Source organism: Muricauda brasiliensis, assembly GCF_003057865.1.
GTDB classification, from domain to species: Bacteria; Bacteroidota; Bacteroidia; order Flavobacteriales; family Flavobacteriaceae; genus Flagellimonas; species Flagellimonas chongwuensis.
Genome location: NZ_QBTW01000004.1, coordinates 142,502 through 164,175, shown reverse-complemented (window position 1 = coordinate 164,175; position 21,674 = coordinate 142,502). Strand labels below are relative to the sequence as shown.

The window sequence follows — 21,674 nt, the reverse complement described above, 5'->3', positions numbered from 1 at the left end:
GTTTTACAATTCCTTTCAAATAATTTTGGCCACCTAGTTGGAGGGGAGCATGGTTTTAAGCATTTTGTGGACCTAGTCGCAAGGTATTGTGATGAATCGGGCAAAGTCCAAATTGCAAAAAATGATGAGGACGAATTTTTACGGAATTTAAAGAGCCTAAGAAATGACTACTTTAAGGGTTATCCATCGGGTAAATTTATTAAGTTGATACACGAAAATTTTCAGATAGGAGACAATTACAGTTTAGAAACAATAAGGAAAAAGTATTATAGTATCTAATTAATACTTAAACTGTTTCGTTTGATTTTTCTGATTTGGATTTTTACTAATTTATTGTCTATTTTAAATCTTCAGGGAATACAATTTTGTCGTTTTTCAATCTTTCAAAGTACTTTTCTTTCTTTAAGTAAATTTTTGTGATAATATCTTCAATATCTAATTCCTTTTCAAAATCACGTATTAATTGTCTTACTAAGGATTTCGTGTAGAGTTTAATTTTCCATGTATAATACGGAAGCATTGTTTGATCGAAAGTTGCGCTATGAACGATTAGGTTCCTGAACCGGTATATCATTACTATATCATCTTCTATTGACGTTTTTTGTTTCTCCAATGTCTTTATAGTTTCTTCCGATTCATTATAAAAACTTATTAAAGACTCTATTTTGCTTTTTAAATATGGATTATCCTCATGTTTTTTCAATTCGGGAAGACACTTTATAAACTTTTTCAAGTATACCTTTGAACCTTTAGTTATTAGGTTTGCCTTTCTTGAAAGTCTTTCTGGAAACTTACTTTTTATAAAAAAGCGGTCTTCAAAAGTTCTATAATAATGAAAGAGGTCCCAGCCATATTCATATACATAATAAATCAAGTGGTTTGCGCTCAAAACGGCTTTGATTAAATCAAATTTACTGGCGTTACTATCTCCAAGTATATCTTTTTTTATTCCGGGGCTGTCTGAAAATAAATTCTCTAATGCAACCCAATAAAAGACTAATTTGTCATCATCGTTCTTTGCAGTATCACCCTTTCTAACCCAATGCATTGCATTTCTTATTTTTTTTGCTGCTCTTTGATTTAAACTGATTATTTCGGTATGCTTTCTTAAATTCGTAAATATCTTTCTATTGTTTTTGAAATCAATATCTAGTGAATCATGGAATTTCAATTGCTGATTCTCTTTTGGAGTTTTAAAAGAGGATGCCAAATATTTTGAATCTTTAACGACCAAATATTTATGTTCCAAAACTTTAATTTTGGTTTTTAATCCAAAAAAACTGTATATCAAATCAATGTTATTCTCTAATTTATTTATTGCAATGGAAAGAGAAGACTGATAGGTTAAATAATTAACCTTAACAGCCGCTTGCATATATTTTTCTTCCGGTCTATCCTTTTGAAGATCTTCAAGTTCAACTTGATAGTCTTTTCCTTCTTTGACGAATCTTTTTTTGTCTGGTGAATAAAAGGTGATGTCTCCAAATTTAACAACCTGACTTCCCCTTAGTCCTTCTATCACAAAAATAAAATACGCATCCTGCTTTACTTCATAAAAATAGTTTCCTAAAGAATTAATTCTCATTTCGGTGTCAAGTGATTGAATTTCCTTTTTTAATGCATTTCCATATAATTTCCAATCTATTTCACCAGATGGATCGGTATACTCTTTTACGTCTGTTTTATGTGGGAAATGGGAGTAAAATCTGCCATCATCTAGTTTTTCAACATCACTAAAGATATATTTTGAAAAACTTTTGATTTCTTCTAGGGTGTATGACTTTAAAAGTAGTTCGACAATAACGGATTGAGTGTAATAATTTAGTTCTTGTAGGAATTCTGTATCAATAGGAGAGTCTAATATTAGAAGTTCAGATATTTTCTTCAATGCTCCATCAAAATATTTCCCATTTCTAAAGTTTGTTTGAAGGCTTTGACAGATACTTAGGATGTACCCGTTTCTTTCACTATTAAAGTCTCTTCGTAAAAGGGCAAAATCAGTTTTGAATTTTTCATTTATTACCTGATCATTTTTTAGAAATTGATTGATAGTTCGGTAGAAAAACTTTTTGTTTTTTTTGTTTTGAAAAGAATCTTCTTCTATTTCAAGTATGATATTATCTATAAGAACATGTGGTGTTAAAAGTTCTAGGCCAAATGATCTTTTTAGAAAGTTACTTATACTATCATTCCAAAGATCTTTCCAATATTGAACTTTAGTATCAATCAAATTTTGATGTTCGATTTCTTTCATGATTATGCTGTTAATGGTGAGTTAGGTAAATGACAGATTTTCAAAAATATGTGTTTGTTTTTTATTTTTATAGTATGATAAATTCTAATGAAGTAAAATCCTTCCAAGATTTAGCAACCTATTTAAAAGAATGGAGAAAGGGCAATAACATCAGTCAAGAGGAATTCTCAAGGTTTGCAAAGGTCCAAAGAACTTGGTATAGTAAGATTGAGAGGGGCCAGGCCGATAACATAACACTTAATTCCCTTTTGAAATTACTTAATGAAATGGGCTGCAAATTAGTAATCACGGACACACACGCTTAAACAGTTGGGAGAATGCAATCTCAACTTCTAACAATACACAACTTCGTGCAATACATTTGATATATATGTAATGTTTTCCCTATTCAATAAACTATCAAGAAGTTAAGTTTCAACAAACTGTAAAACAACACTTTAGGGGGTTCAATTAAGGATTTTAAAAGTGTATAAAAACAAGAATAGGGTAGTTTAATGGTACTTATAATAACCTTGAATCTGAATTGATTCAAAAATCAAATAGAACTTACTGGTAGGTAGTCATTGTAGAGTGTCTCAGGTGGTGAGGATAATACATTAGGCATGGTCATTTTCGGAGTGGTATCCACTATGCCCAAGTTTTGAGCCTTTACCTTTTTCTGTCTTGGGGTCAAGTCCTTTAGTCTGCTGAAATAACTAGCGCTCATTGCGGTGTTTGACAAATTATTGAATCCACTAAAGAAATTTTGCTGACCAGTTGCCAATTTTTGGCCAAGGCCGGCCAGTTCGTTTGCCTGCCGTTCTTCGTTCATGGCCCGGATGGTCTTTTCATCCTCGGCTATCAATCGGTTACGCTCACGTATCTGGTTGTCTAGGTCCATGGCGGCCTGACTGCTCACGTCATTACTGTACTGCTGGATTTTTGGAAGTGCTGAAAGAACGCCGCGGACACCCCCGCTTTTCGCCGCATCTACCATTCCGGCCGTGGTCCTTGATGCTTCTTCTCGAATGATATCGGAACCTACGGTGCTTATGGGCATATCCTCGTAAACATTGTCGAGGTCTTGAAATTCAAAATTATCAATGGCCGCTTGCGCTTCTTTTTTTTTCTTATTCCCTTTGAACATTTGAATACCGGAAGAAAGTGCGCTTAAACTTAAACCAAATAAAGGACTCATAGCATCAGATTTTGTTATCCAATATAAATATACAATAGATGGTTCTTATCGTAATGATTTGAATACAGAAATATAGATTCTTGATTTTTTGTACATTGTATTCCCCCCGCTCTAATGCGGGTCTTTTTGTTTATGAAAGAAGTGTCAAAAGTATTAGGTTGGTTTTTATTGATTGCTTCTTTGATGCTAAAAATACCAGTGCCGGATGAATACTTAACGGAGGTTATTAAAAGTAATTTGGTTAATAACCTCTTTTATTTTGGTTCAATATTAGTTTTATTAAGTGTTTCTCTTAAGAAGAAGTGATGTTCCTGCCATTGATGTTAAACATCAATAAAACCGTATTAAAAATGCTTATTTTGGATGTTTATCAGATGGGGTTGTAGGATTACATGATAGGAACCATGGAAGGGAATACGGTATTTACAGAGTGCCAGGCAAAAGGAAAATCGGAAAGTTTTACCCCACGGGGTGCATTTCTGCGAATGGTTCCCCAAATTTTTGACTTTTATTGTTGGGTTAATCTACCATTTTTTGTTGAACTAGTTTTTAGTTCTCATTCATGATATTAAAAATCTTGTCCGCAATCACATTCAAGGATGAAATCTGTTTTATAGAAATTCATGAATGTGGCTGTGGCCATCAGAGTTTTTTCATATTTAAAATTTAATGAAGTCTTAATTAATTTTTCATATTTCAATGGGTTCTCATTGGCCTTAGTATGAATAATTTCATCCCTAAAATCCTTTAAGTTCCAAATCAATTGATTGGCCGGAGTGCTTTTTGAAAAGAAATCTTTTCCTGTAATCATAGGTAGAACATCCTTAATTTTCGTTTTGAAGTCTAAAAATTCCTGAATTTGTTTCATGTTGTAGGTCTCAGTTTTTCTTGTTCCGGTTTTGGAATATTCAAAGCCCTTTGGAATCAAATGGTTTATGTAGGATTCTATCGATGTAAAAAGGAATATTATAAAACCGCTGGTTGCTCCAAAAAAGGAATAGACTTCGTTTAAGGCCGGTTCACTCAATTTAGTAGCGTCTAAATTCAGTTTGTCTAGTAGTGCTTTTTTCCTTTCTGTAATTACTCTTAAATAACCTTGGGCATTATTGAAGTATATTAAGGTTGGGTCTGGTACCGGGAATATATATTCTTTGCCCTCAAGTTTGTGAACAAACCCACCAATAAACATATTGTCTTCAGTTTTCATTAATGCAATGGATCCTTGTTTACCCCTTATTTTTTCTAGTATAGAAGTTTCATCATTCAGGTCCAACAGTTCTGCTTTGCGTTCATCAAATTGGACTTCTTTATCATTTCCTTGAATCAAGAACCTCTTTTTAATATGCTTCATTGGTAGATTTTTCTTATTAAATTTAAGAATCAAAAAGTACTGGAGATAAAAATGAAGAACGATTATTAAAATACTTGTTTCTTATTTGTTTGCTCATCCTATCGTAAACTGATCTTTCAAACTTGTTGTATTGTCCAGTAAGAAGTATGTGCTGCAATTTTTTGAATTCTTTTAGGTTGGTTTTTTCAAGGTATTTTAACCCGGTATTGGAAAGTAATTTGGAGCCCTGTTTTTGCATTGAAATATCTATGCCCGTTACTGGGCATGTTCTGTCTTTTAAAGAGGTATTATTTAACCCTATATTTGAATGGTTAAATTCTTCCCTTGTGAGTGTTTCAGAAAGTCGGTTAAATTGTGCCCTATTTTTATCCAACAAATGCAATATTTTGGACTTGAGGTTTTTACTCTTTGATTCGATTAGGGCGTTCAGTTTTTTAGTTTCCCTGCGCCTCTTTTTTGGTTCGAGTTCAAACCAATATTTATCATTTTTATAGTCCTTTATACAGCCTTTTTGTTTTTTGCTCAAGTTTTTGGGGTTAATAGTGATGTCATAGTAAAGAATTTTTTCAAGTTGTTTCTTTAGGTATTCAAAGGCAAGGTTGATTGTTGTTAAATTAATATCTGCCATTGTCCTAACCCCAACCTCTCTTGATTGGTGAATCATTTTTAAAACTCCGATTTCTAACCTAATCACAAAAAATGGCATGCCATATTGAACACCCTTGTTATAAATTTTTATACGATATTGTTGATGTTTAGATTCGGCATAATGCCTATCATGGATTAATTGAAACTCTTTTCCTTGGAACATCAATAACCATGTTATAAAATCCTGGGGATTAAAAAATGGATGTAGGTTTAATCCAAATTCGATGTTGTGAAATTCTAGAGATTTTTGGGGAACATTAAAGAGAGAGCATAGGTGTTTTCGAATTTCAATTATATCCTGAAAATGAAACTGGTTCCCATTAAATCCTTTTGGATGCTTGTTGGGGGCTTCTATGCCTTTGATTGAATTGTACATTTTATGGATGCTACCGGAGAAAATTACTCTTCCACTATCATAGACTTTAATTTTGCACTTATGGTAAGATGCTTCCGTAAATGTTCCCAATTCCCCTGTCCTTTCAGAAACGGACCGATGAAACTCCAAAAGAGGGTGGTTGATTAATTTGTCAACCTCGCAGTCAATTACTTTTATTTTAACGTAATCAATCATTATCTTTATTCCGTTGTCTATGTGGATAACATTTTGAACAAAATAGATAGGGGGCTAATAATCTTAGTCCCCTTTTCTTTTGTATTGATTGATAGCAAATTTCTTGGTGAAACCCCTAGCGTTCTTGGGGTAGAACTTTGGAAAGAAATAGATTTTTAAAACGTTCCCCATCTCCCATAGTTCAAAAATGACCAAATCCTTTTTTTGGTTCAAATCACCATACATAAATCGGGGTTCCCCACTATTGAACATTCCCGTGGTTGGTTGGTCATAGTCATATGGATTCTTGGATTCGGATAACCAATGCCTTACCCATTTGGCTTTTGATTTCCCTGTATCGCGTGTGGTTTTTAGATAGGGCTCAAATATTGTTAAACCATTATCGTATCTATAAATTGCGGTGCCACCAGACAAGGCGATTCTATGATAAGTGATTTGGACGAATGTTTTTCCGTTATAAGTGTTCATAGCCTAATCTATTTTAACCAGTGAATCCATTATATCGGATAGCCGAAATAAAATCTTCCCACCGATTCCATACTTTGGAAATTTTCCGGCCCGGGCCCAGCGATCAATAGAAGTTTGATCACATCGTAATAGTTCTGCAGCCTCTTTTTTAGTTACAAAGACCTTTTTTTGATTTGAAGTTTTGTTGAAATTCATGTCGAACATTTTTTAAAATCTGGGGTAAACTTATGCTCGAACAAGCATCTGGCAAGTAGCAACACGTTATTGCAAAATGTGTTACATACTTAAATCATTTAGGAATGTCGCTATAAAAAAATGTTTCATTCATATTATGAATTGTAACAACTCTGCGATTTTAACAGTACTAAAAAAGAAGAAATAATTCATTTTGAATTGAAACTGGAAACCATCAAAAGTTATGGCCAGTTTGATTTATCGAAGGAGTTTTTTTGGAAATGCAAGGAAGGTGCAAGGAAACAAAAACAAAAAACCCTATAAACGTTAGGTTTACAGGGTTTTTCTGTACTCGAGGCGGGACTTGAACCCGCACGGGCAAAATGCCCACAGGATTTTAAGTCCGGCGTGTCTACCAATTCCACCACTCGAGCGGGACTTGTATCTAAAAAAAAACTCCACCCGTGGTGACTGAGCGGAGTCGAAGTTGAGCGAAAAACGGGATTCGAACCCGCGACCTCCACCTTGGCAAGGTGATGCTCTACCAACTGAGCTATTTTCGCGTTTAAAAGAACATTGCACTTTTCCGAGCGCGGATGCAAATTTAATATATTTCTTTAAAAAGGAAAGCGTTTTGAATAAAAATATAAGTGGCATGCAATTGTTAATTTTTCTCTGCCAAAATCATTCTGTTAACTCTTCAATCCAGCGTCACGAATCTTTTCGCTTTAGCACTTTGTCCTTGAGCACTTTGTCCTGCACATATTTCGCATAATTTCGACTCACGGGTATTTTATGTCCTTCCTCCAATATAATTTCATGGTTTTCAAGGCTGCGGATTTTTGAAACAGGTACTATAAATGACTTGTGCACACGTACAAACTCCTCGGTGTCCAGATTCTCTTCAATAGTCTTTAATGGCATTAAGCTTAAGTGCTTTTCAGAAGAGGTCTGGATGAGAATGTAGTTCTCCATCGCTTTAACAAACAATATCTCGGAGGTGTATATTTTTTGATAGCGACCATCACATTTTATAAAAAAATGGTCTAGATCGGCAGCTTCCTCCATTGATTCCCTGTCGCCGGACTTGAGGTTATGGTACCTGCTTGCCTTTGCAATGGCCTTATAAAATCGATTGAAGGTAATAGGCTTCAATAGATAGTCGATCACATCAAAATGAAATCCGTCGATTGCATAATTGGGAAAGGCGGTAGTTATGATGACCATCGGTAAATTGGAACGGACTTTTAAAAAGTCCAGACCCGTTAAAAAGGGCATTTGAATGTCCAAAAAAATAAGATCTACGGCATGCTCTCCCAGCATCTGGTCCAGTTCCAAGGCGTTCTCTACTGTGCATACGAGTTCCAATTGATCAACTACCTTGATGTAGTCCTCGATCACCTCCCTGGCAAGTGGCTCATCGTCCACTATGATGCAACTTAACTTTTTTGCCATTCCAGTTCTAATTTTATGGAAAATCTATCTTTTTGGTTTTCAATGTCCAGCACATGGGATTCAGGATATAGCAAATCCAGCCTCCTGACAACATTTTGGAGTCCGATACCTTTTGGTATTTTGGCATCAACATAAATTTCATCGGATTCTTTGCTGTTTTCAATATATAATTTCAAGATTTTATCATCCACTTGAAGCGACATATGGATAAAATGTCGTCTTCCTTTTCCTTTTGAGATATGTTTGAAGGCATTTTCAATAAAAGGAATCAGAATAAATGGGGCTATTTTTTTTCCTCCCTTGCTATGGTTCAAAATATCGAACTGCATCTCGGTGCTATCGGAATCCAATCGAAGCTTTTCAAGGTCGATAAAGTTTTCAATAAAATGAAGCTCCTTTTCAAGATCGATTTTTTCATCGTTGCATTCGTACAATTGAAAGCGGAGCATGTCCGAGAAATTGGCAAGAGATTCTGATGCGAGGTCAGGGTTTTTATGTATCAGGGCAAAGATGGAGTTGATCGTGTTGAATAAAAAGTGGGGGTTGATCTGCGATTTCAAATACTTCAGTTCGGTTTCCAGATTTTGCTTTTCCAGACTGAGTTTTCGCTTTTCGGCCTCAAGCCAATTCTTCCCCAGTTTTATGCTCATTCCCAGGGTCATACATGCAACCGTGGAGGGCAGGGCCCATACAAAATATATGGTCGAAAACTGATTTGGATAAACCCCAAATAGTTCGAACAAGGATCTTCCCGATAGATAGGCCGTTAAAAAATACCCGCTTGTAATAAATGCATTGCAGATCAATATAGTGGCCAGCACGGAAAGGACATAACTAAAGTATTTCCCCACATACAAAAACTTGGGAATAAGATAATATAGGTTGAAATACACCCCGATTACCTGGAATATGACGTAGAAATAGAATTTAAGGGTGGTATCGCTGTGGAGCAAATAGTCGGTTACCTCCGAAATACTTCCCGCATTGATCGTGAGCCAAACCAAATGATAGCAGAGCCAAAACGGAATATGGTAGAGCTTGCTCCGTAGTATAATTTTTTTCAAACGGCTAAGGTCCATGCGCAAAGACTAAAACATACAAGTTAGCTTTTTTGATAATTCATCCGTAGCGAATTGACATATGGCGCTAAATAATTGATGAAATGCATTTTAAGGCTTCGTCAATCCAATCCTGTTTCTTGTCAATAGTTTAAGGGCAGGAGTCAATAGGATTGGGCAAATAAAGTGGCAGGGATTTCATTTGGATCAAATTTGATTCAAAATGGAAAACGACAAGACAATGCCACTTGTGATTATTGCTATAATACTGGTGCTAGGATTCATTAAAGCTAATGGTCAGGTTCAAGGTACGGTGGTCGATACCGAAAATAGACCTGTGCCCTTTGCCAATGTATTACTTTTGAAAGCCTCCGACGGTACCTTGGTAACGGGGACAATAACGGAGGAAAATGGTGAATTTTTAGTAGAACATAGCAATCCGGGCCGTTATATAGTTAGGGTTGTGAATTTGGGCTATTCCGACTACCAAACCGAAGCCTTTGCTTTGGAATCTCCTTCCGCTTCGGTGAGTCTTGGCACTTTGGTGCTAGAGGAATCCATCAGTCAGCTGGATGAAGTGGTTTTGGAAGCCAAAAGAAATTGGGTGCAGAACACACCAGAGGGTCGAGTGATCAATGTTCAAAGCAGTATTTTGACCAAGGGCAGCAATGCACTTCAACTATTGGAAAGATTGCCCGGGGTTATTTTGGACCATAGGGACAATCAGTTTTCGTTGAACGGACAAAGCGGGGTCACCGTATTGATGAACGGTAGAAGGGTGACCATGCCGATGGAGGATGTGATGTCACTTTTGGAAAGCACACTGGCTGATAATATTGAAAAGGTAGAACTTTTGACTTCGCCATCGGCCCAATATGATGCAGATGGGGGAGCGGGAATCATCAACATCGTATTTAAAAAAGGGCTGGACCAAGGTAGTCAATGGAACTTTAGCGGGAGTTTGGGATATGGCTATTGGGAAAAATCAAGTTCTTCCCTAAACTATTCGTATGGCAAGGAAACGCTTCGCCTAAATGCGGGCTATTCATGGTTCCACGACCATGGAAAAAATGGGTTCGAGGGTTCGGGTTCAAGTTTTCAACCCATTTTGGGAGCTCCCAGCCAAGCTGTATTCTCCACCTATTTTAACAATAACAACAATACGCACAATATCAATTTTGGTCTGGGATATCAGCTTTCGACCAACGTTGAGATTGGGGGTGAATTTATTTGGAATTTGGCCAATAACCTCTCAATTTCCGATGTGAACAATAAAAGACATATTGAGGGACAGGATTTTTTCAGGTCCCATTTGGTGACGCGCGGAACTTCCAATAAGTCCAATGCTATCTCTTCGTTATATCTGAAAACAGACGTATCGGAACGTTCGGATTTTATGGTAGATATAAGCTACCTAGACTTCAAAAATGATAATCCGGCCACCACAGTAAGCCAATATTTTAACGAGGATGGTGAAATTTTTCAGCCTGAAAATGAAATCTTTACGGATGGCACTCGTGGTTTTAGTGAATCCACCATTCATCTGGGGGTGCTAAAACTGGATTATACCCATGAGTTCAATGAAAAAGTGGATATGGGCTTTGGATTCAAGGGGAGTTATGCCAACAATTCCAACAACAGTAAAGTGGAAACCAACGTAGATGGATTTTGGGAGGTGGACCCACGGTCACAAAGCATAATCACCAGCGATGAAAAGTTATGGGCATTATATGCGCAGTTCAATATGGGGATTGGACAAAACTCAAAATTGAGAACTGGGGTGAGGTACGAGGATTGGGAACGTACCCTTTCCAATGCAGAGGAGGATTTTTCCATACGTCAATTCTTTCCGTCCGTAACCTATCAATATCAACTTTCCGAAAATGACCAACTGAACCTGAACTACAACCGACGAATAAGCAGACCGTCCTATTCAGATTTGGTGACAAGTCTATATTACAATGATCCGACCGCAATTTTTACAGGGAATCCTTTATTGCGTCCCGGCATCACTAATTCCTTACAGATGGAATATGCCAGGAACGGGTTCTCGGCAGGAATTTCGCTGCAAAAGGAAATCGACCCGATAATCCGATATCAACTTACCACAACACCTCAAAACGATATTCTTGTGGTCTCTCCTCAAAATGCAGACTATCAAAAGAGCATCGGACTGTATTTGAACATTCCATGGCAATGGTCGGCATGGGGAAAACTTAATGTTTCCTCCACTTCGGCCATTCGTGATTACAGGATTTCCTACAGTCCCGACCCTGCGGAAAAAACCTATTTTTATCAAAGCCTAAACTTTAATCAAACTGTTGTGTTGCCTTGGGAAATGGATATGGAATTTTCCGGGTGGTATAATTTTGACCACTATAACGGAACCAACTTTACCAAGGGTTTTGGTGTTTTGAATTTTGGACTTTCCAAAGCATTTAAAAATAATTGGGGAACATTACAGTTCAGTATCTCCGATGTGTTCAAGTCAATGAAAATTGATAGCCACCTCAGTGGTATGACCCCTATTGTTTTCGATATTGATACCAATTCCACCTACAGGGACGAATCGGCATTTACACGAATATTTCGCATTACGTATTCCAGAAGCTTTGGAGGAGCATCCGGCAAAAAATCCCGTGATCTGGAAAAAGAAGAGTTTAACCGTATCAATTAGGAGGATGCTTTCTTCTTTTTACCGAGTAGCCTTTTGATTTCGTTCAACTTCATCAAAGCTTCCACAGGTGTCAGCGTATCAATGTCCAAGTGCAAAATTTCCTCCTTGATTTCTTCTAGCAAAGGGTCGTCCAAATTGAAAAAACTTAACTGCATTTCGTTTTGGGTGGCCTGTAATTTGTCGCTCACATCTTCACTTGAGTGGGATTTTTCCAGTTTTTTCAGAATTTTGTTGGCTTTTTGAATCACCTGCTGGGGCATTCCAGCCATTTTGGCCACGTGTATGCCAAAGCTATGTTCACTTCCACCGGGAACCAATTTCCGCAAGAAAAGCACATTATCTTCCAGTTCTTTTATGGAAACGTTGAAGTTTTTAATACGCGTAAACGTATTGGTCATGTCGTTGAGTTCGTGGTAGTGTGTAGCGAACAACGTTTTGGCTTTGGCAGGGTGTTCGTGCAAGTATTCCGAAATGGCCCAAGCAATTGAAATTCCATCATAAGTGCTTGTGCCACGGCCAATTTCATCAAGTAGTACCAAACTGCGTTCCGAAAGGTTGTTCAAAATAGAGGCCGTCTCGTTCATCTCCACCATAAAGGTCGATTCGCCCATGGAGATGTTGTCACTGGCACCTACCCTTGTGAAGATTTTGTCCACAACACCCAAATTCGCCTCAGTTGCGGGCACAAAACTTCCCATTTGCGCCAACAGAACAATCAATGCTGTTTGTCGTAAAAGGGCCGACTTACCACTCATGTTGGGTCCCGTAATCATAATGATCTGTTGCTCCTCACGGTTAAGGCAAACATCATTAGTTACATATGTATCACCAATGGGAAGTTGTTTTTCGATAACGGGGTGACGCCCTTCTTTAATGTCGACGTCCGTTGAGTTATTCATTACGGGCTCAACGTAATTGTTCTCCTTCGCCAATTGCGCAAATCCACAAAGACAGTCCAATTGTGCAATTAAGTGCGCATTGAGCTGTACGGGAGAAATATATTCCTGCATCCAGACGAGCAATTGCTCAAAAAGTTGTTGTTCCAGTTGAAAAATGCGTTCCTCGGCACCCAAAATCTTGGATTCATATTCTTTTAATTCCTCCGTGATGTATCGCTCGGCATTGACCAAGGTCTGTTTGCGTATCCAAGTTTCGGGAACTTTATCCTTGTGTGTGTTGCGAACCTCGATATAGTATCCGAACACGTTGTTGGACGCGATTTTTAATGAAGTAATGCCAGTTTCCTTGGTTTCGCGTTCCAGCATCTTGTCCAAATAATCCTTTCCCGAAAATGCAAGGCCTCTAAGCTCATCCAGCTCTTCCGAATAGCCCTTTGCAACAGTATTGCCTTTGGCAATGTTCACAGGGGCTTCCTCGTTGAGCACTTCCTTTATTTTTGAGCGGAGCGCATCACAATCGTTCAAGCGCTCGCCAATATTTTTTAGGGAATCATTGGAGCTGTTTTGGGCCAACTTTTTGATAGGAACAACGGCCTCCAAAGAGTTTTTAAGTTGAACTACTTCTTTGGGATTGATTTTACCCGTGGCCAATTTGGAAATCAATCGTTCCAAGTCGCCCATCTGTTTAATGTATCCCTGGATCTTGTTCAGTTGTTCGTCCTCATTCTTTAGATAGGACACTACCTGATGCCTTTGTTGGATTTTTTCCACATTTTTCAGGGGAAGTGCCAGCCATCTCTTCAGTAACCGTCCGCCCATCGGGGAAATGGTCTTGTCGATGATGTCCAACAGGGTCACCGCATTCTGGTGTGAGGAATGGTATAGCTCCAGGTTTCTGATGGTAAAACGGTCCATCCAAACATATTCCTCCTCGGCAATGCGCTGTATTTTATTGATATGCTGAAGTCGGCTGTGCTGTGTTTCGGACAGATAGTGCAGAACGGCCCCCGAAGCAATGATGCCGTGGTTGAGATGGTCTATGCCGAATCCTTTCAGAGTTTTTGTCCCAAAATGATTGTTCATGCTCTCTTGGGCATAGTCTTCCTGAAAAATCCAATCCTCCAAAAAGAAACTATGGAATTGGTTGCCGAAGCATTCCACAAAATCTTTTCTATGGCTTTTGGATACCAAGACCTCGTTTGGAGAAAAATTCTGTAGCAACTTGTCCACTTGTTCCACAGAACCTTCGGAGGTCAAGTATTCTCCAGTAGAGATATCCAAAAATGAGACCCCTAATTTGTTGCGTCCAAAATGTACGGCACATAAAAAGTTGTTGCTCTTGGCAGAAAGAATATCATCGTTTAGGGCTACCCCGGGAGTTACCAGCTCGGTGACCCCACGTTTTACAATGCTTTTGGTCTGTTTGGGGTCTTCCAACTGGTCGCAAATGGCAACGCGCTGACCTGCTTTCACCAATTTGGGCAAGTACGTGTTGAGGGAATGGTGGGGGAATCCTGCCAGTTCCGTCCGGTCTCCTCCATTGTTCCTGTGGGTAAGGATAATCCCAAGAATCTTGGCGGCCTTTACGGCATCCTCCCCAAAAGTCTCGTAAAAATCCCCTACACGAAAAAGTAACAATGCATCAGGGTGTTTTACCTTAATGGCATTGTATTGTTGCATCAATGGAGTTACTTTCTTAATCTTTTTCTTGGCTGCCAAAGCGATTTAATTCTTTTATTTTTGCCCAAAATTGGGATGAAAACGAATATATCGCTTTCATCATCCATCAGGAATTTTTGTTGATATTTTTACCCCAATGTTTAAAAAATGAGCCGAAAATTGGAAAATAGCGAGCTGGAACGGTTGGATGTGACCGGCTTTAAGGAGGCTGAGAAAACTCCTATCATCATCATTTTGGACAATATCCGTAGTCTGAACAATATCGGTTCCGTGTTCCGGACCGCGGATGCTTTTTTGGTTCAAAAAATATACCTCTGTGGAATCACGGCGACCCCGCCCCACAAGGACATTCGTAAAACAGCTTTGGGCGCCACCGAAAGTGTGGATTGGGAATATAGAAAGGATACCTTGGAGTTGGTCCAGCAATTAATGACGGAAGGAGTGGAAATCGTGTCCGTTGAACAGGCGGAAAATGCGGTGATGTTAAACGATTATCAAGTGGATTCGGAAAAAACCGTTGCCCTAGTTTTTGGAAACGAGGTCAAAGGAGTTTCACAGGAAGTGGTTTCGGCCAGTTCTACCATTTTGGAGATTCCACAGTTTGGGACCAAGCATTCCTTGAATATATCCGTAAGTGCTGGTGTAGTGGTCTGGGATATTTGGTGTAAACAAAATGCTCAAAAATAAAAATGGCCCTGAAAAACAGGGCCGTATATAAAGTCTGAGTTAGTTAGTTTCTCTTTTAGAGGATGCTAATAAAATAAAACCATTCGTTATATCCAAACATTTTCCAAAAATTCTCTTAAATGTTTAACAAAAGTATGTTGTCTTCCAGCTTTTGTAGAATGAATTCATAATCCTCTGGATTGTTTACGAAATCCAGTTCGCCCATATCCAATATAATGCTGTTTTGACTGGGGTTACTTTTGATGAAATCCAGATAACCACGGTTGATTTTTTCCAGATAAACAGGGTCTATATTCTGTTCATAGTCTCGACCACGTTTTTTGATATTGGCAAGCAACCGTTCGGTATTTTGATACAGATAGAGATAGATTTCGGGTTTTCTTACCTCTTTGTACATAAAATTAAAGACCTTTCGGTATAGATTGTACTCCTCATTCTGCAAGGTAACCTTGGCAAAAATCAATGATTTAAAGATGTCGTAATCGCTCACCATAAAATTCTTGAAGAGATCAAACTGCGAAGTGTCATCCATAAACTGTTGGTATCTATCCGCCAGAAAGGACATTTCTAAAGGAAATGCATAGCGTGCTTGATCTTCATAAAATTTGGGGAGAAAGGGGTTGTCCGCAAAGCGTTCCAGCACCAATTTGGCATTAAAGTCATTGGAAATCATTTTAGAGAGTGTAGTTTTCCCTGCTCCGATGTTCCCTTCAATGGCAATAAGCTGCAACTGGGAAAACAATCCCGACCTGTCTTTAAAGAGTTTGTACTTGGTTTTTGTGAGCTTGCTCTTATCTCTGCACTCCTGCAAAAGATTGCGCGTATCCTTGTAAAGCACAGGATGATAAAACTGCGGAGCAATATCGCTCAAGGGTTTTAAAACAAAGTTCCGATGCTGCATCTGAGGATGGGGGACTACTAGGTCGTCGGAGTTTATGACTTCCGTGCCATAATATATAATGTCAATATCCAAAGTCCTGGAGCTGTGTCCCAATGCTGACCTAACTCTTCCGAATTCTTTTTCGATTTGCAAAAGAACTTCAAGCAGTTCCTTGGGATTTAACGGGGTTAATAGGGAAAGGGCGATATTTAGGAAATCGTCCCCTTCAAATCCCATGGCCGGGTTTTCATAGACCGAAGAAATATCCAAGATTTTCCCCGCTTTCTCCTGAATACGGAAAATAGCTTTTTGGAGGTTCGCATAGCGATTTCCCAAATTACTGCCCAATGATAGATAAACCTTTTGTTTTATGACCATAATCGAAGAAACAAAGTAAACAAAACAATACTACATTGGTTATATTTGATGCGTATTAAATTTGACTGAATGAAGTTTTTAAGAAACCTGTCGGCCTCGATATTAGGGAGCCTAGTGGCATTTATGATCATTGTTGGGATGTTCTTCATATTTATGGCCCTTGTTGGGAGTATGGATGATGGTGTAGTGGTAAAAAAGAACAGTGTGCTGGAGCTCAGTTTTGTAGCTCCTGTTTTGGACTATACGGGTAAGGACGATAACGACCCTTTTGCTGCACTATGGGTGGAAGAACTCGGTTTGGACGAGATTCTACATTCCATAGCGGTAGCCAAGAATGATGATAATATTGAAGGAATAAGCCTGACCACCGGGTTTTTGCAGGCAGGAATATCCCAGGCCCGGGAAATACGCAAGGCCCTGATCGATTTTAAATCGAGCGGAAAATTTGTAATGGCACACTCCGATGTGTATGCTCAACGCGATTATTACCTTGCCAGCGCAGCCGATGAGGTTTACATTAACCCCGTAGGTGTTCTTGACTTTAAGGGATTGGCTACCGAAGTGCTTTTTTACAAGGGACTTCAGGAGAAAACCGGCATCAAAATGGAGGTCATCCGTCATGGAAAGTACAAAAGTGCGGTAGAGCCTTTTCTTTCCGATACCATGAGCGATGAAAACCGTACCCAGATAAAGGAATTGATCACATCGATTTGGAGTGTTATTGTGGATGATATTTCTGAATCCAGAAATATTACTCCCCAAAACCTGAATATTATTGCGGATACTCTTGGTGGAAGAACCCCCGAATATGCGGTTGCTTCAGGTTTGTTGGACGGAGCATTACATTATGATCAATACGAAGACCTTCTCAAGGAAAAAATCGGAGTGGCCGAAGACGAAGAATTGAACTATGTTGGCCTTATGGACTATATGCAAAAGGCTAAGCTTAAAAAAATCAATAAAGGTTCCGATGATATTGCTGTAATCTATGCACAGGGCGAAATCTTGATAGGCGAAGGGGGAAAGAATTACATCGGTGAAAAACTGATAGTGGATGCGCTGCATAAGGCGATAGATAACAAAAATGTTAAAGCTATTGTACTTCGAGTGGACTCTCCGGGCGGAAGCGCACTGGTCTCGGATATTATTTGGAGGGAAATGCAATTGGCAAAAAAAGAAAAGCCATTAGTAGTTTCCTTTGGAAATGTAGCTGCATCAGGGGGTTACTATATTGGTGTGGGCGGTGATATGATTTTTGCAGAACCTACCACCATAACAGGTTCTATCGGAGTTTTTGGTACAATTCCCAACGTGCACGAATTGGCGGAGAATATTGGGGTGAACGCAGAACAGGTCGGAACCAACGAAAACTCGGTGGACTATTCCTTTTTTGAGCCGATGACCGATACTTTCCGCAATGTAATGCAAGAAAGCATCGAAGAAACTTACGATACATTTCTGGATCGCGTATCCAAAGGCCGAAACATGTCGGTTGAACGGGTCAATGAAATTGCCCAGGGCAGGGTCTGGAGCGGGGTCGATGCACATGCACTTGGTTTGGTGGATGAGCTTGGCAACTTGGAAGATGCTATAATAGCTGCAGCCGATATGGCGGGATTGGAAGAGTATGGTGTTAAAAAATACCCGCGTTACAAATCCGGTTTTGAACAATTTATGGAGAATTATGGCTCAGTAAAGACTAAAATTGGCGAATCCATCATTCAAGAGGAAATAGGCACTGAAGCTTACAAAATTTTAAAAGAGTTCAAGCAGTTCACCAAACAAGAAGGGATCCAGGCAAAGATGCCTTTCAGTTTGAACATTAAGTAATCAGCCGTGTTGATCCATATATGACGCAAAAGGACAAAAAGCAAGCATTTTCCATATATCTGTACCTTGGGGCGCTGTTCATTACCTCATTGGTGGTATCCAACCTTATATTCCAAAAGTTTTTCTCTTGGAGTCCCTTTGGCGATGTTACAGTATTTGGAGCGCCACTTTTTGAACTTTCGGTTGGAATACTCCCTTATCCCATCACTTTTTTGATTACTGATTTAGTCTCTGAGATTTATGGGCAGAGGAAGGCAAACCAAATAGTTACCGCAGGTATTTTTGCTTCGTTTTTTTCGATGGGGATTATTTTTTTGGCCAATTATTCCAATGCCATCCCTAATTCTCCTGTGGATGACGCAACCTTTACCACCGTATTCGGATTGTCGCCATTGGGCGTATTGGCATCTATGCTTGCCTACTTGGGCGCGCAGTACATCGATATCACCATCTATCATTTTTGGAAAAGAGTGACCAACGGTAGAATGCTATGGCTCCGGAACAATTTTTCTACATTTTCCTCTCAATTCATAGATACCTTTACCGTGGTCGGGCTTTTGTGCATTTTTGGAGTCTTGCCATGGGATAAATTTTATGGATTGTTGATTAGTGGTGTTATTTTTAAAATAATGATTGCCCTCCTCGACACCCCTTTGCTCTATTTTTTCGTATATCTAATGCGAAAAAGATTTAACTTAAAAATAGGAGAGGAAATTTCTTTGGATTGATGCTTCTCCTTTAATTTGTTGTAAAACACCGAAGTATGAAGAAAAAAGTCCTAAAGATTACTGGAATAACCCTACTTATCCTACTCGCGATCATTATTGCGGTCCCATTATTTCTTCAAGGTAAAATTGAAGAGATCATCAAAACAAAAGTCAACAACAGCATCAATGCCACCTTGGATTTTGAGGATGCCGATTTGAGCCTTCTCAAAAGCTTTCCTTACGCCAATGTTGGATTAACCAATCTGTCGTTGGTGAACAAAGCCCCTTTTGAAGGCGACACCTTATTTGCGTCTTCCGAAATCGAACTTTCCATGTCCATAAAGGAACTGTTCAAGTCGGCAGATGAGCCAATCGTGATCAAGACCTTAAATATTGACGGAGCCAAATTGCACATCAAAGCGGACGAGGAAGGCAATGCCAATTACGATATAGCCAAAGAAACCGAACCATCCGCTACCGCATCACCCGAGGAATCAAACAGCAATTTCACATTGAACATGGATTCGTATGCCATTACCAATTCCGAGATTATTTATCAGGATTTGGCAAGTGGTATGTTGCTGGACATTACTGAAATGAACCACTCTGGAACCGGAGACCTTTCCTTGGAAAAATCGGAACTGAAAACATTGACGGATGCCTTGGTAACCTTCGAAATGGACAGTACCCAATACCTGAACAAGAACAAAATCAATCTGGATGCCCTTATCGGTATTGACCTGAGCGAGAACAAATACACCTTTTTGGAGAACAAGGCGCTCGTAAACCAATTGCCATTGGTCTTTGATGGTTTTGTGAAAGTGAACGAGGACAATCAGGAGGTGGACATTACATTTAAAACACCATCTTCGGATTTTAAAAACTTTTTGGCGGTAATTCCCGAGGCCTACGCGGCCAATATTGAAAATGTACAGACCACAGGAAATTTTGAAGTGAACGGTGAGTTTAAAGGAGTGGTGGATGATGAGCATATTCCAACCTTTAAGATAGCCATCAACTCGGAAAATGCATCATTCAAATATCCAGATTTGCCTAAATCGGTGCGCAATGTGTACATCGATACGGAGATCAATAACGAGACTGGAATCGCCGAGGATACCTACGTAAATATCAATCGACTTTCTTTTCTGATAGATGAGGATAAGTTCAATTTGAATGCACAGATTAGGGAGTTAATGGGCAATACCAAAGTAAATGCCCATATGGACGGTAGAATCAATCTGGCTAATATTTCACAGGCCTATCCCGTACCCAACGATTTTAACCTTAAAGGAATTTTGAATGCAGATGTTACCACTGCCTTCGATATGGCTTCTTTGGAGAAAAAGCAATATCAGAATACCAAAACAACAGGTAAGGCTTCCTTGACCGGTTTTGAATATGCTTCTGAGGAACTTAAAAATCCTCTGGCAATTAGCACTGCGGCCGTAACATTTAATCCAAATACGGTGACTTTGGATTCGTTCCAAGGAAAAACGGGAAGTACAGATTTTAACGCGAAAGGAACATTGACCAATTTGCTTGGTTTTATGTTCAATGATGAAAACATCGAAGGAAAGTTTACGCTTGACTCCAACCAATTTGCCCTGAACGATTTTATGGTAGATGAGGTAGAAGGAAATGAGGGGGGAGGAACAGGTGAAGAAACGAGTTCTACCACTACGGGGGAGGAGCGCATCAAAATACCATCATTTTTAGATTGCACCATTGAGGCATCTGCCAATACGGTGGTTTACGACAACCTTAATCTGAAAAACGTTAAAGGAACCTTGATCATCAAGGATGAAACCGCAACGGTACAGAATCTGACTTCCAATTTGTTCGGTGGTACTTTGGGACTGTCCGGCTCCGTATCCACCAAGCAGGAAGCATCGACTTTCGATATCAATCTTGGTATGGATAATTTCAATATTGGGGAATCGTTTGCAGGATTGGAATTGTTCAAGGTGCTAACACCACTTGCAACGGCGATTCAAGGAAAACTCAATTCAGATATTAAAATATCGGGTAACCTTAAAGACGATTTTACACCAAATTTGGCCACTATTTCAGGTAATTTGTTGGCGGAATTGTTGAATCCAACGGTAGATACCCAAAAAGCACCTTTGGTATCTGCACTGGACAGCAAGCTCAGCTTTTTAAATACAAAAGAAATTAATTTGGATGGCTTAAAGACTGCATTGACCTTTGATAATGGTACGGTAAAAGTGAAGCCGTTTACCTTAAATTATAAGGACATCGCCATAGATGTGAACGGCAGTCACTCTTTTGACAAGCAAATGAATTATTCGGCCACCCTGAACGTTCCCGCAAAGTATTTGGGTACAGAGGTCACTAAACTGATCTCACAACTGAACGATGATAGTGTGGGTGAAGTTACAATCCCGGTCACGGCGAATATTGGAGGCAATTTCACCAATCCGTCAGTAAGTACCGACCTTACTTCGGGTGTGAAAACATTGACATCCAAATTGGTGGAGATGCAAAAGCAGAAGTTGGTCAATCAAGGCAAGGACAAGGTGAAAGATTTGCTGTCCGATGCATTTAAAAAGGATGGGGCCGATACTACCAAAACCAAATCCGACGGAGTTAAAGAGGCTATTGGAAACATTCTGGGTGGTAAAAAGGATACTACGGCAACCGATAGTACAAAAGCGAAAAAACAGGAGGACGTTAAAGATGCCGCCAAATCCATTTTAGGAGGGCTGCTCAAGAAAAAGAAGAAAGATACCGTAAACTAAGAATAAAAAAGGGCGATT

16 protein-coding genes and 2 tRNA genes are annotated in these 21,674 nt (G+C 39.1%); 6 read left to right on the top strand and 12 right to left on the bottom strand.

Translation table 11 applies throughout. The annotated features are described in order from the left end of the window. Positions 1–337: 337 nt before the first annotated feature. Entirely contained in the window at positions 338–2,254 is a 1,917-nt protein-coding gene (locus tag DCK90_RS03885; RefSeq protein WP_108244871.1) for a hypothetical protein, read from the bottom strand. A 29-nt stretch (positions 2,255–2,283) separates the two neighbouring features. On the opposite strand from DCK90_RS03885, the gene DCK90_RS17190 reads away from it, so the two are divergent. Then, positions 2,284–2,559 carry a helix-turn-helix domain-containing protein gene (locus DCK90_RS17190; protein WP_108244870.1) on the top strand — a complete coding sequence of 92 codons (276 nt, stop codon included), beginning with the start codon at positions 2,284–2,286 and terminating at the stop codon, positions 2,557–2,559. 230 nt (positions 2,560–2,789) lie between these two features. On the opposite strand, the gene DCK90_RS03875 is transcribed toward DCK90_RS17190, so the two are convergent. The 9 genes from DCK90_RS03875 to DCK90_RS03830 form a co-directional block, all read right to left on the bottom strand. Then, positions 2,790–3,431: a hypothetical protein gene (locus DCK90_RS03875; protein ID WP_159075754.1), complete on the bottom strand. Its 642-nt coding sequence runs from the start codon at positions 3,429–3,431 to the stop codon at positions 2,790–2,792. A gap of 568 nt (positions 3,432–3,999) precedes the next feature. After that, complete coding sequence (locus DCK90_RS03865) at positions 4,000–4,782, bottom strand: hypothetical protein (protein ID WP_108244867.1); 783 nt, start codon at positions 4,780–4,782, stop codon at positions 4,000–4,002. A 22-nt stretch (positions 4,783–4,804) separates the two neighbouring features. Then, the gene (locus tag DCK90_RS03860) at positions 4,805–6,001 is read right to left on the bottom strand and encodes a hypothetical protein (protein WP_108244866.1); all 1,197 of its coding nucleotides are present in this window, start codon (positions 5,999–6,001) and stop codon (positions 4,805–4,807) included. Between the two features lie 63 nt (positions 6,002–6,064). Then, positions 6,065–6,469 (bottom strand): hypothetical protein, encoded by a 405-nt coding sequence (locus DCK90_RS03855; RefSeq protein WP_108244865.1) that lies wholly within the window; start codon positions 6,467–6,469, stop codon positions 6,065–6,067. Between the two features lie 3 nt (positions 6,470–6,472). After that, on the bottom strand, positions 6,473–6,664 hold the full coding sequence (locus tag DCK90_RS17185) for a helix-turn-helix domain-containing protein (protein ID WP_159075753.1): 192 nt from the start codon (positions 6,662–6,664) through the stop codon (positions 6,473–6,475). 328 nt (positions 6,665–6,992) lie between these two features. Then, a tRNA-Leu gene (locus tag DCK90_RS03845) sits at positions 6,993–7,077 on the bottom strand. Positions 7,078–7,133: 56 nt separating this feature from the next. Next, positions 7,134–7,206, bottom strand: a tRNA-Gly gene (locus DCK90_RS03840). 148 nt (positions 7,207–7,354) lie between these two features. Continuing rightward, a complete protein-coding gene (locus DCK90_RS03835; RefSeq protein WP_108244863.1) occupies positions 7,355–8,098 on the bottom strand; it encodes a LytR/AlgR family response regulator transcription factor in 744 nt (247 codons plus the stop codon). Further along, a complete protein-coding gene (locus DCK90_RS03830) occupies positions 8,083–9,162 on the bottom strand; it encodes a sensor histidine kinase (protein ID WP_159075752.1) in 1,080 nt (359 codons plus the stop codon). The genes DCK90_RS03835 and DCK90_RS03830 overlap by 16 nt, the downstream gene beginning before the upstream one ends. Positions 9,163–9,379: 217 nt before the next feature. Here DCK90_RS03830 and DCK90_RS03825 point away from each other — a divergent pair, with 217 nt between their 5' ends. Further along, entirely contained in the window at positions 9,380–11,833 is a 2,454-nt protein-coding gene (locus DCK90_RS03825) for an outer membrane beta-barrel family protein (protein WP_108244861.1), read from the top strand. Here DCK90_RS03825 and mutS read toward each other — a convergent pair. Next, positions 11,830–14,412, bottom strand: a complete 2,583-nt coding sequence (gene mutS, locus DCK90_RS03820; RefSeq protein ID WP_108244891.1) for a DNA mismatch repair protein MutS — start codon at positions 14,410–14,412, stop codon at positions 11,830–11,832. The genes DCK90_RS03825 and mutS overlap by 4 nt on opposite strands. Before the next feature lie 147 nt (positions 14,413–14,559). Here mutS and DCK90_RS03815 point away from each other — a divergent pair, with 147 nt between their 5' ends. Continuing rightward, a complete protein-coding gene (locus DCK90_RS03815; protein WP_108244860.1) occupies positions 14,560–15,099 on the top strand; it encodes an RNA methyltransferase in 540 nt (179 codons plus the stop codon). A gap of 115 nt (positions 15,100–15,214) precedes the next feature. Here the strand turns inward: DCK90_RS03815 and folK are convergent, their stop codons facing one another. Then, positions 15,215–16,357, bottom strand: coding sequence for a 2-amino-4-hydroxy-6-hydroxymethyldihydropteridine diphosphokinase (gene folK / locus DCK90_RS03810; protein WP_108244859.1), 1,143 nt, complete (start codon positions 16,355–16,357; stop codon positions 15,215–15,217). A gap of 69 nt (positions 16,358–16,426) precedes the next feature. Here folK and sppA point away from each other — a divergent pair, with 69 nt between their 5' ends. Genes sppA through DCK90_RS03795 form a run of 3 tightly spaced genes read left to right on the top strand, consistent with a single transcriptional unit; the run spans position 16,427 to position 21,656 of the window. Further along, positions 16,427–18,187 (top strand): signal peptide peptidase SppA, encoded by a 1,761-nt coding sequence (gene sppA / locus DCK90_RS03805; protein WP_108244858.1) that lies wholly within the window; start codon positions 16,427–16,429, stop codon positions 18,185–18,187. A 20-nt stretch (positions 18,188–18,207) separates the two neighbouring features. Further along, positions 18,208–18,915, top strand: a complete 708-nt coding sequence (locus tag DCK90_RS03800; protein ID WP_108244857.1) for a queuosine precursor transporter — start codon at positions 18,208–18,210, stop codon at positions 18,913–18,915. Between the two features lie 35 nt (positions 18,916–18,950). Beyond that, complete coding sequence (locus tag DCK90_RS03795; protein WP_108244856.1) at positions 18,951–21,656, top strand: AsmA-like C-terminal region-containing protein; 2,706 nt, start codon at positions 18,951–18,953, stop codon at positions 21,654–21,656. Positions 21,657–21,674 lie beyond the last annotated feature (18 nt).

What these genes read in the sequence shown, in the direction of transcription:
- mutS (WP_108244891.1), bottom strand. Translation starts at nt 14,412, where the DNA reads ATGCAACAATACAATGCCATTAAGGTAAAACACCCTGATGCATTGTTA.
- DCK90_RS03860 (WP_108244866.1), bottom strand. Translation starts at nt 6,001, where the DNA reads ATGATTGATTACGTTAAAATAAAAGTAATTGACTGCGAGGTTGACAAA.
- DCK90_RS03815 (WP_108244860.1), top strand. Translation starts at nt 14,560, where the DNA reads ATGAGCCGAAAATTGGAAAATAGCGAGCTGGAACGGTTGGATGTGACC.
- DCK90_RS03875 (WP_159075754.1), bottom strand. Translation starts at nt 3,431, where the DNA reads ATGAGTCCTTTATTTGGTTTAAGTTTAAGCGCACTTTCTTCCGGTATT.
- sppA (WP_108244858.1), top strand. Translation starts at nt 16,427, where the DNA reads ATGAAGTTTTTAAGAAACCTGTCGGCCTCGATATTAGGGAGCCTAGTG.
- DCK90_RS03885 (WP_108244871.1), bottom strand. Translation starts at nt 2,254, where the DNA reads ATGAAAGAAATCGAACATCAAAATTTGATTGATACTAAAGTTCAATAT.
- DCK90_RS03855 (WP_108244865.1), bottom strand. Translation starts at nt 6,469, where the DNA reads ATGAACACTTATAACGGAAAAACATTCGTCCAAATCACTTATCATAGA.
- folK (WP_108244859.1), bottom strand. Translation starts at nt 16,357, where the DNA reads ATGGTCATAAAACAAAAGGTTTATCTATCATTGGGCAGTAATTTGGGA.
- DCK90_RS03800 (WP_108244857.1), top strand. Translation starts at nt 18,208, where the DNA reads ATGACGCAAAAGGACAAAAAGCAAGCATTTTCCATATATCTGTACCTT.
- DCK90_RS03835 (WP_108244863.1), bottom strand. Translation starts at nt 8,098, where the DNA reads ATGGCAAAAAAGTTAAGTTGCATCATAGTGGACGATGAGCCACTTGCC.
- DCK90_RS03825 (WP_108244861.1), top strand. Translation starts at nt 9,380, where the DNA reads ATGGAAAACGACAAGACAATGCCACTTGTGATTATTGCTATAATACTG.
- DCK90_RS17185 (WP_159075753.1), bottom strand. Translation starts at nt 6,664, where the DNA reads ATGAATTTCAACAAAACTTCAAATCAAAAAAAGGTCTTTGTAACTAAA.
- DCK90_RS17190 (WP_108244870.1), top strand. Translation starts at nt 2,284, where the DNA reads ATGACAGATTTTCAAAAATATGTGTTTGTTTTTTATTTTTATAGTATG.
- DCK90_RS03865 (WP_108244867.1), bottom strand. Translation starts at nt 4,782, where the DNA reads ATGAAGCATATTAAAAAGAGGTTCTTGATTCAAGGAAATGATAAAGAA.
- DCK90_RS03795 (WP_108244856.1), top strand. Translation starts at nt 18,951, where the DNA reads ATGAAGAAAAAAGTCCTAAAGATTACTGGAATAACCCTACTTATCCTA.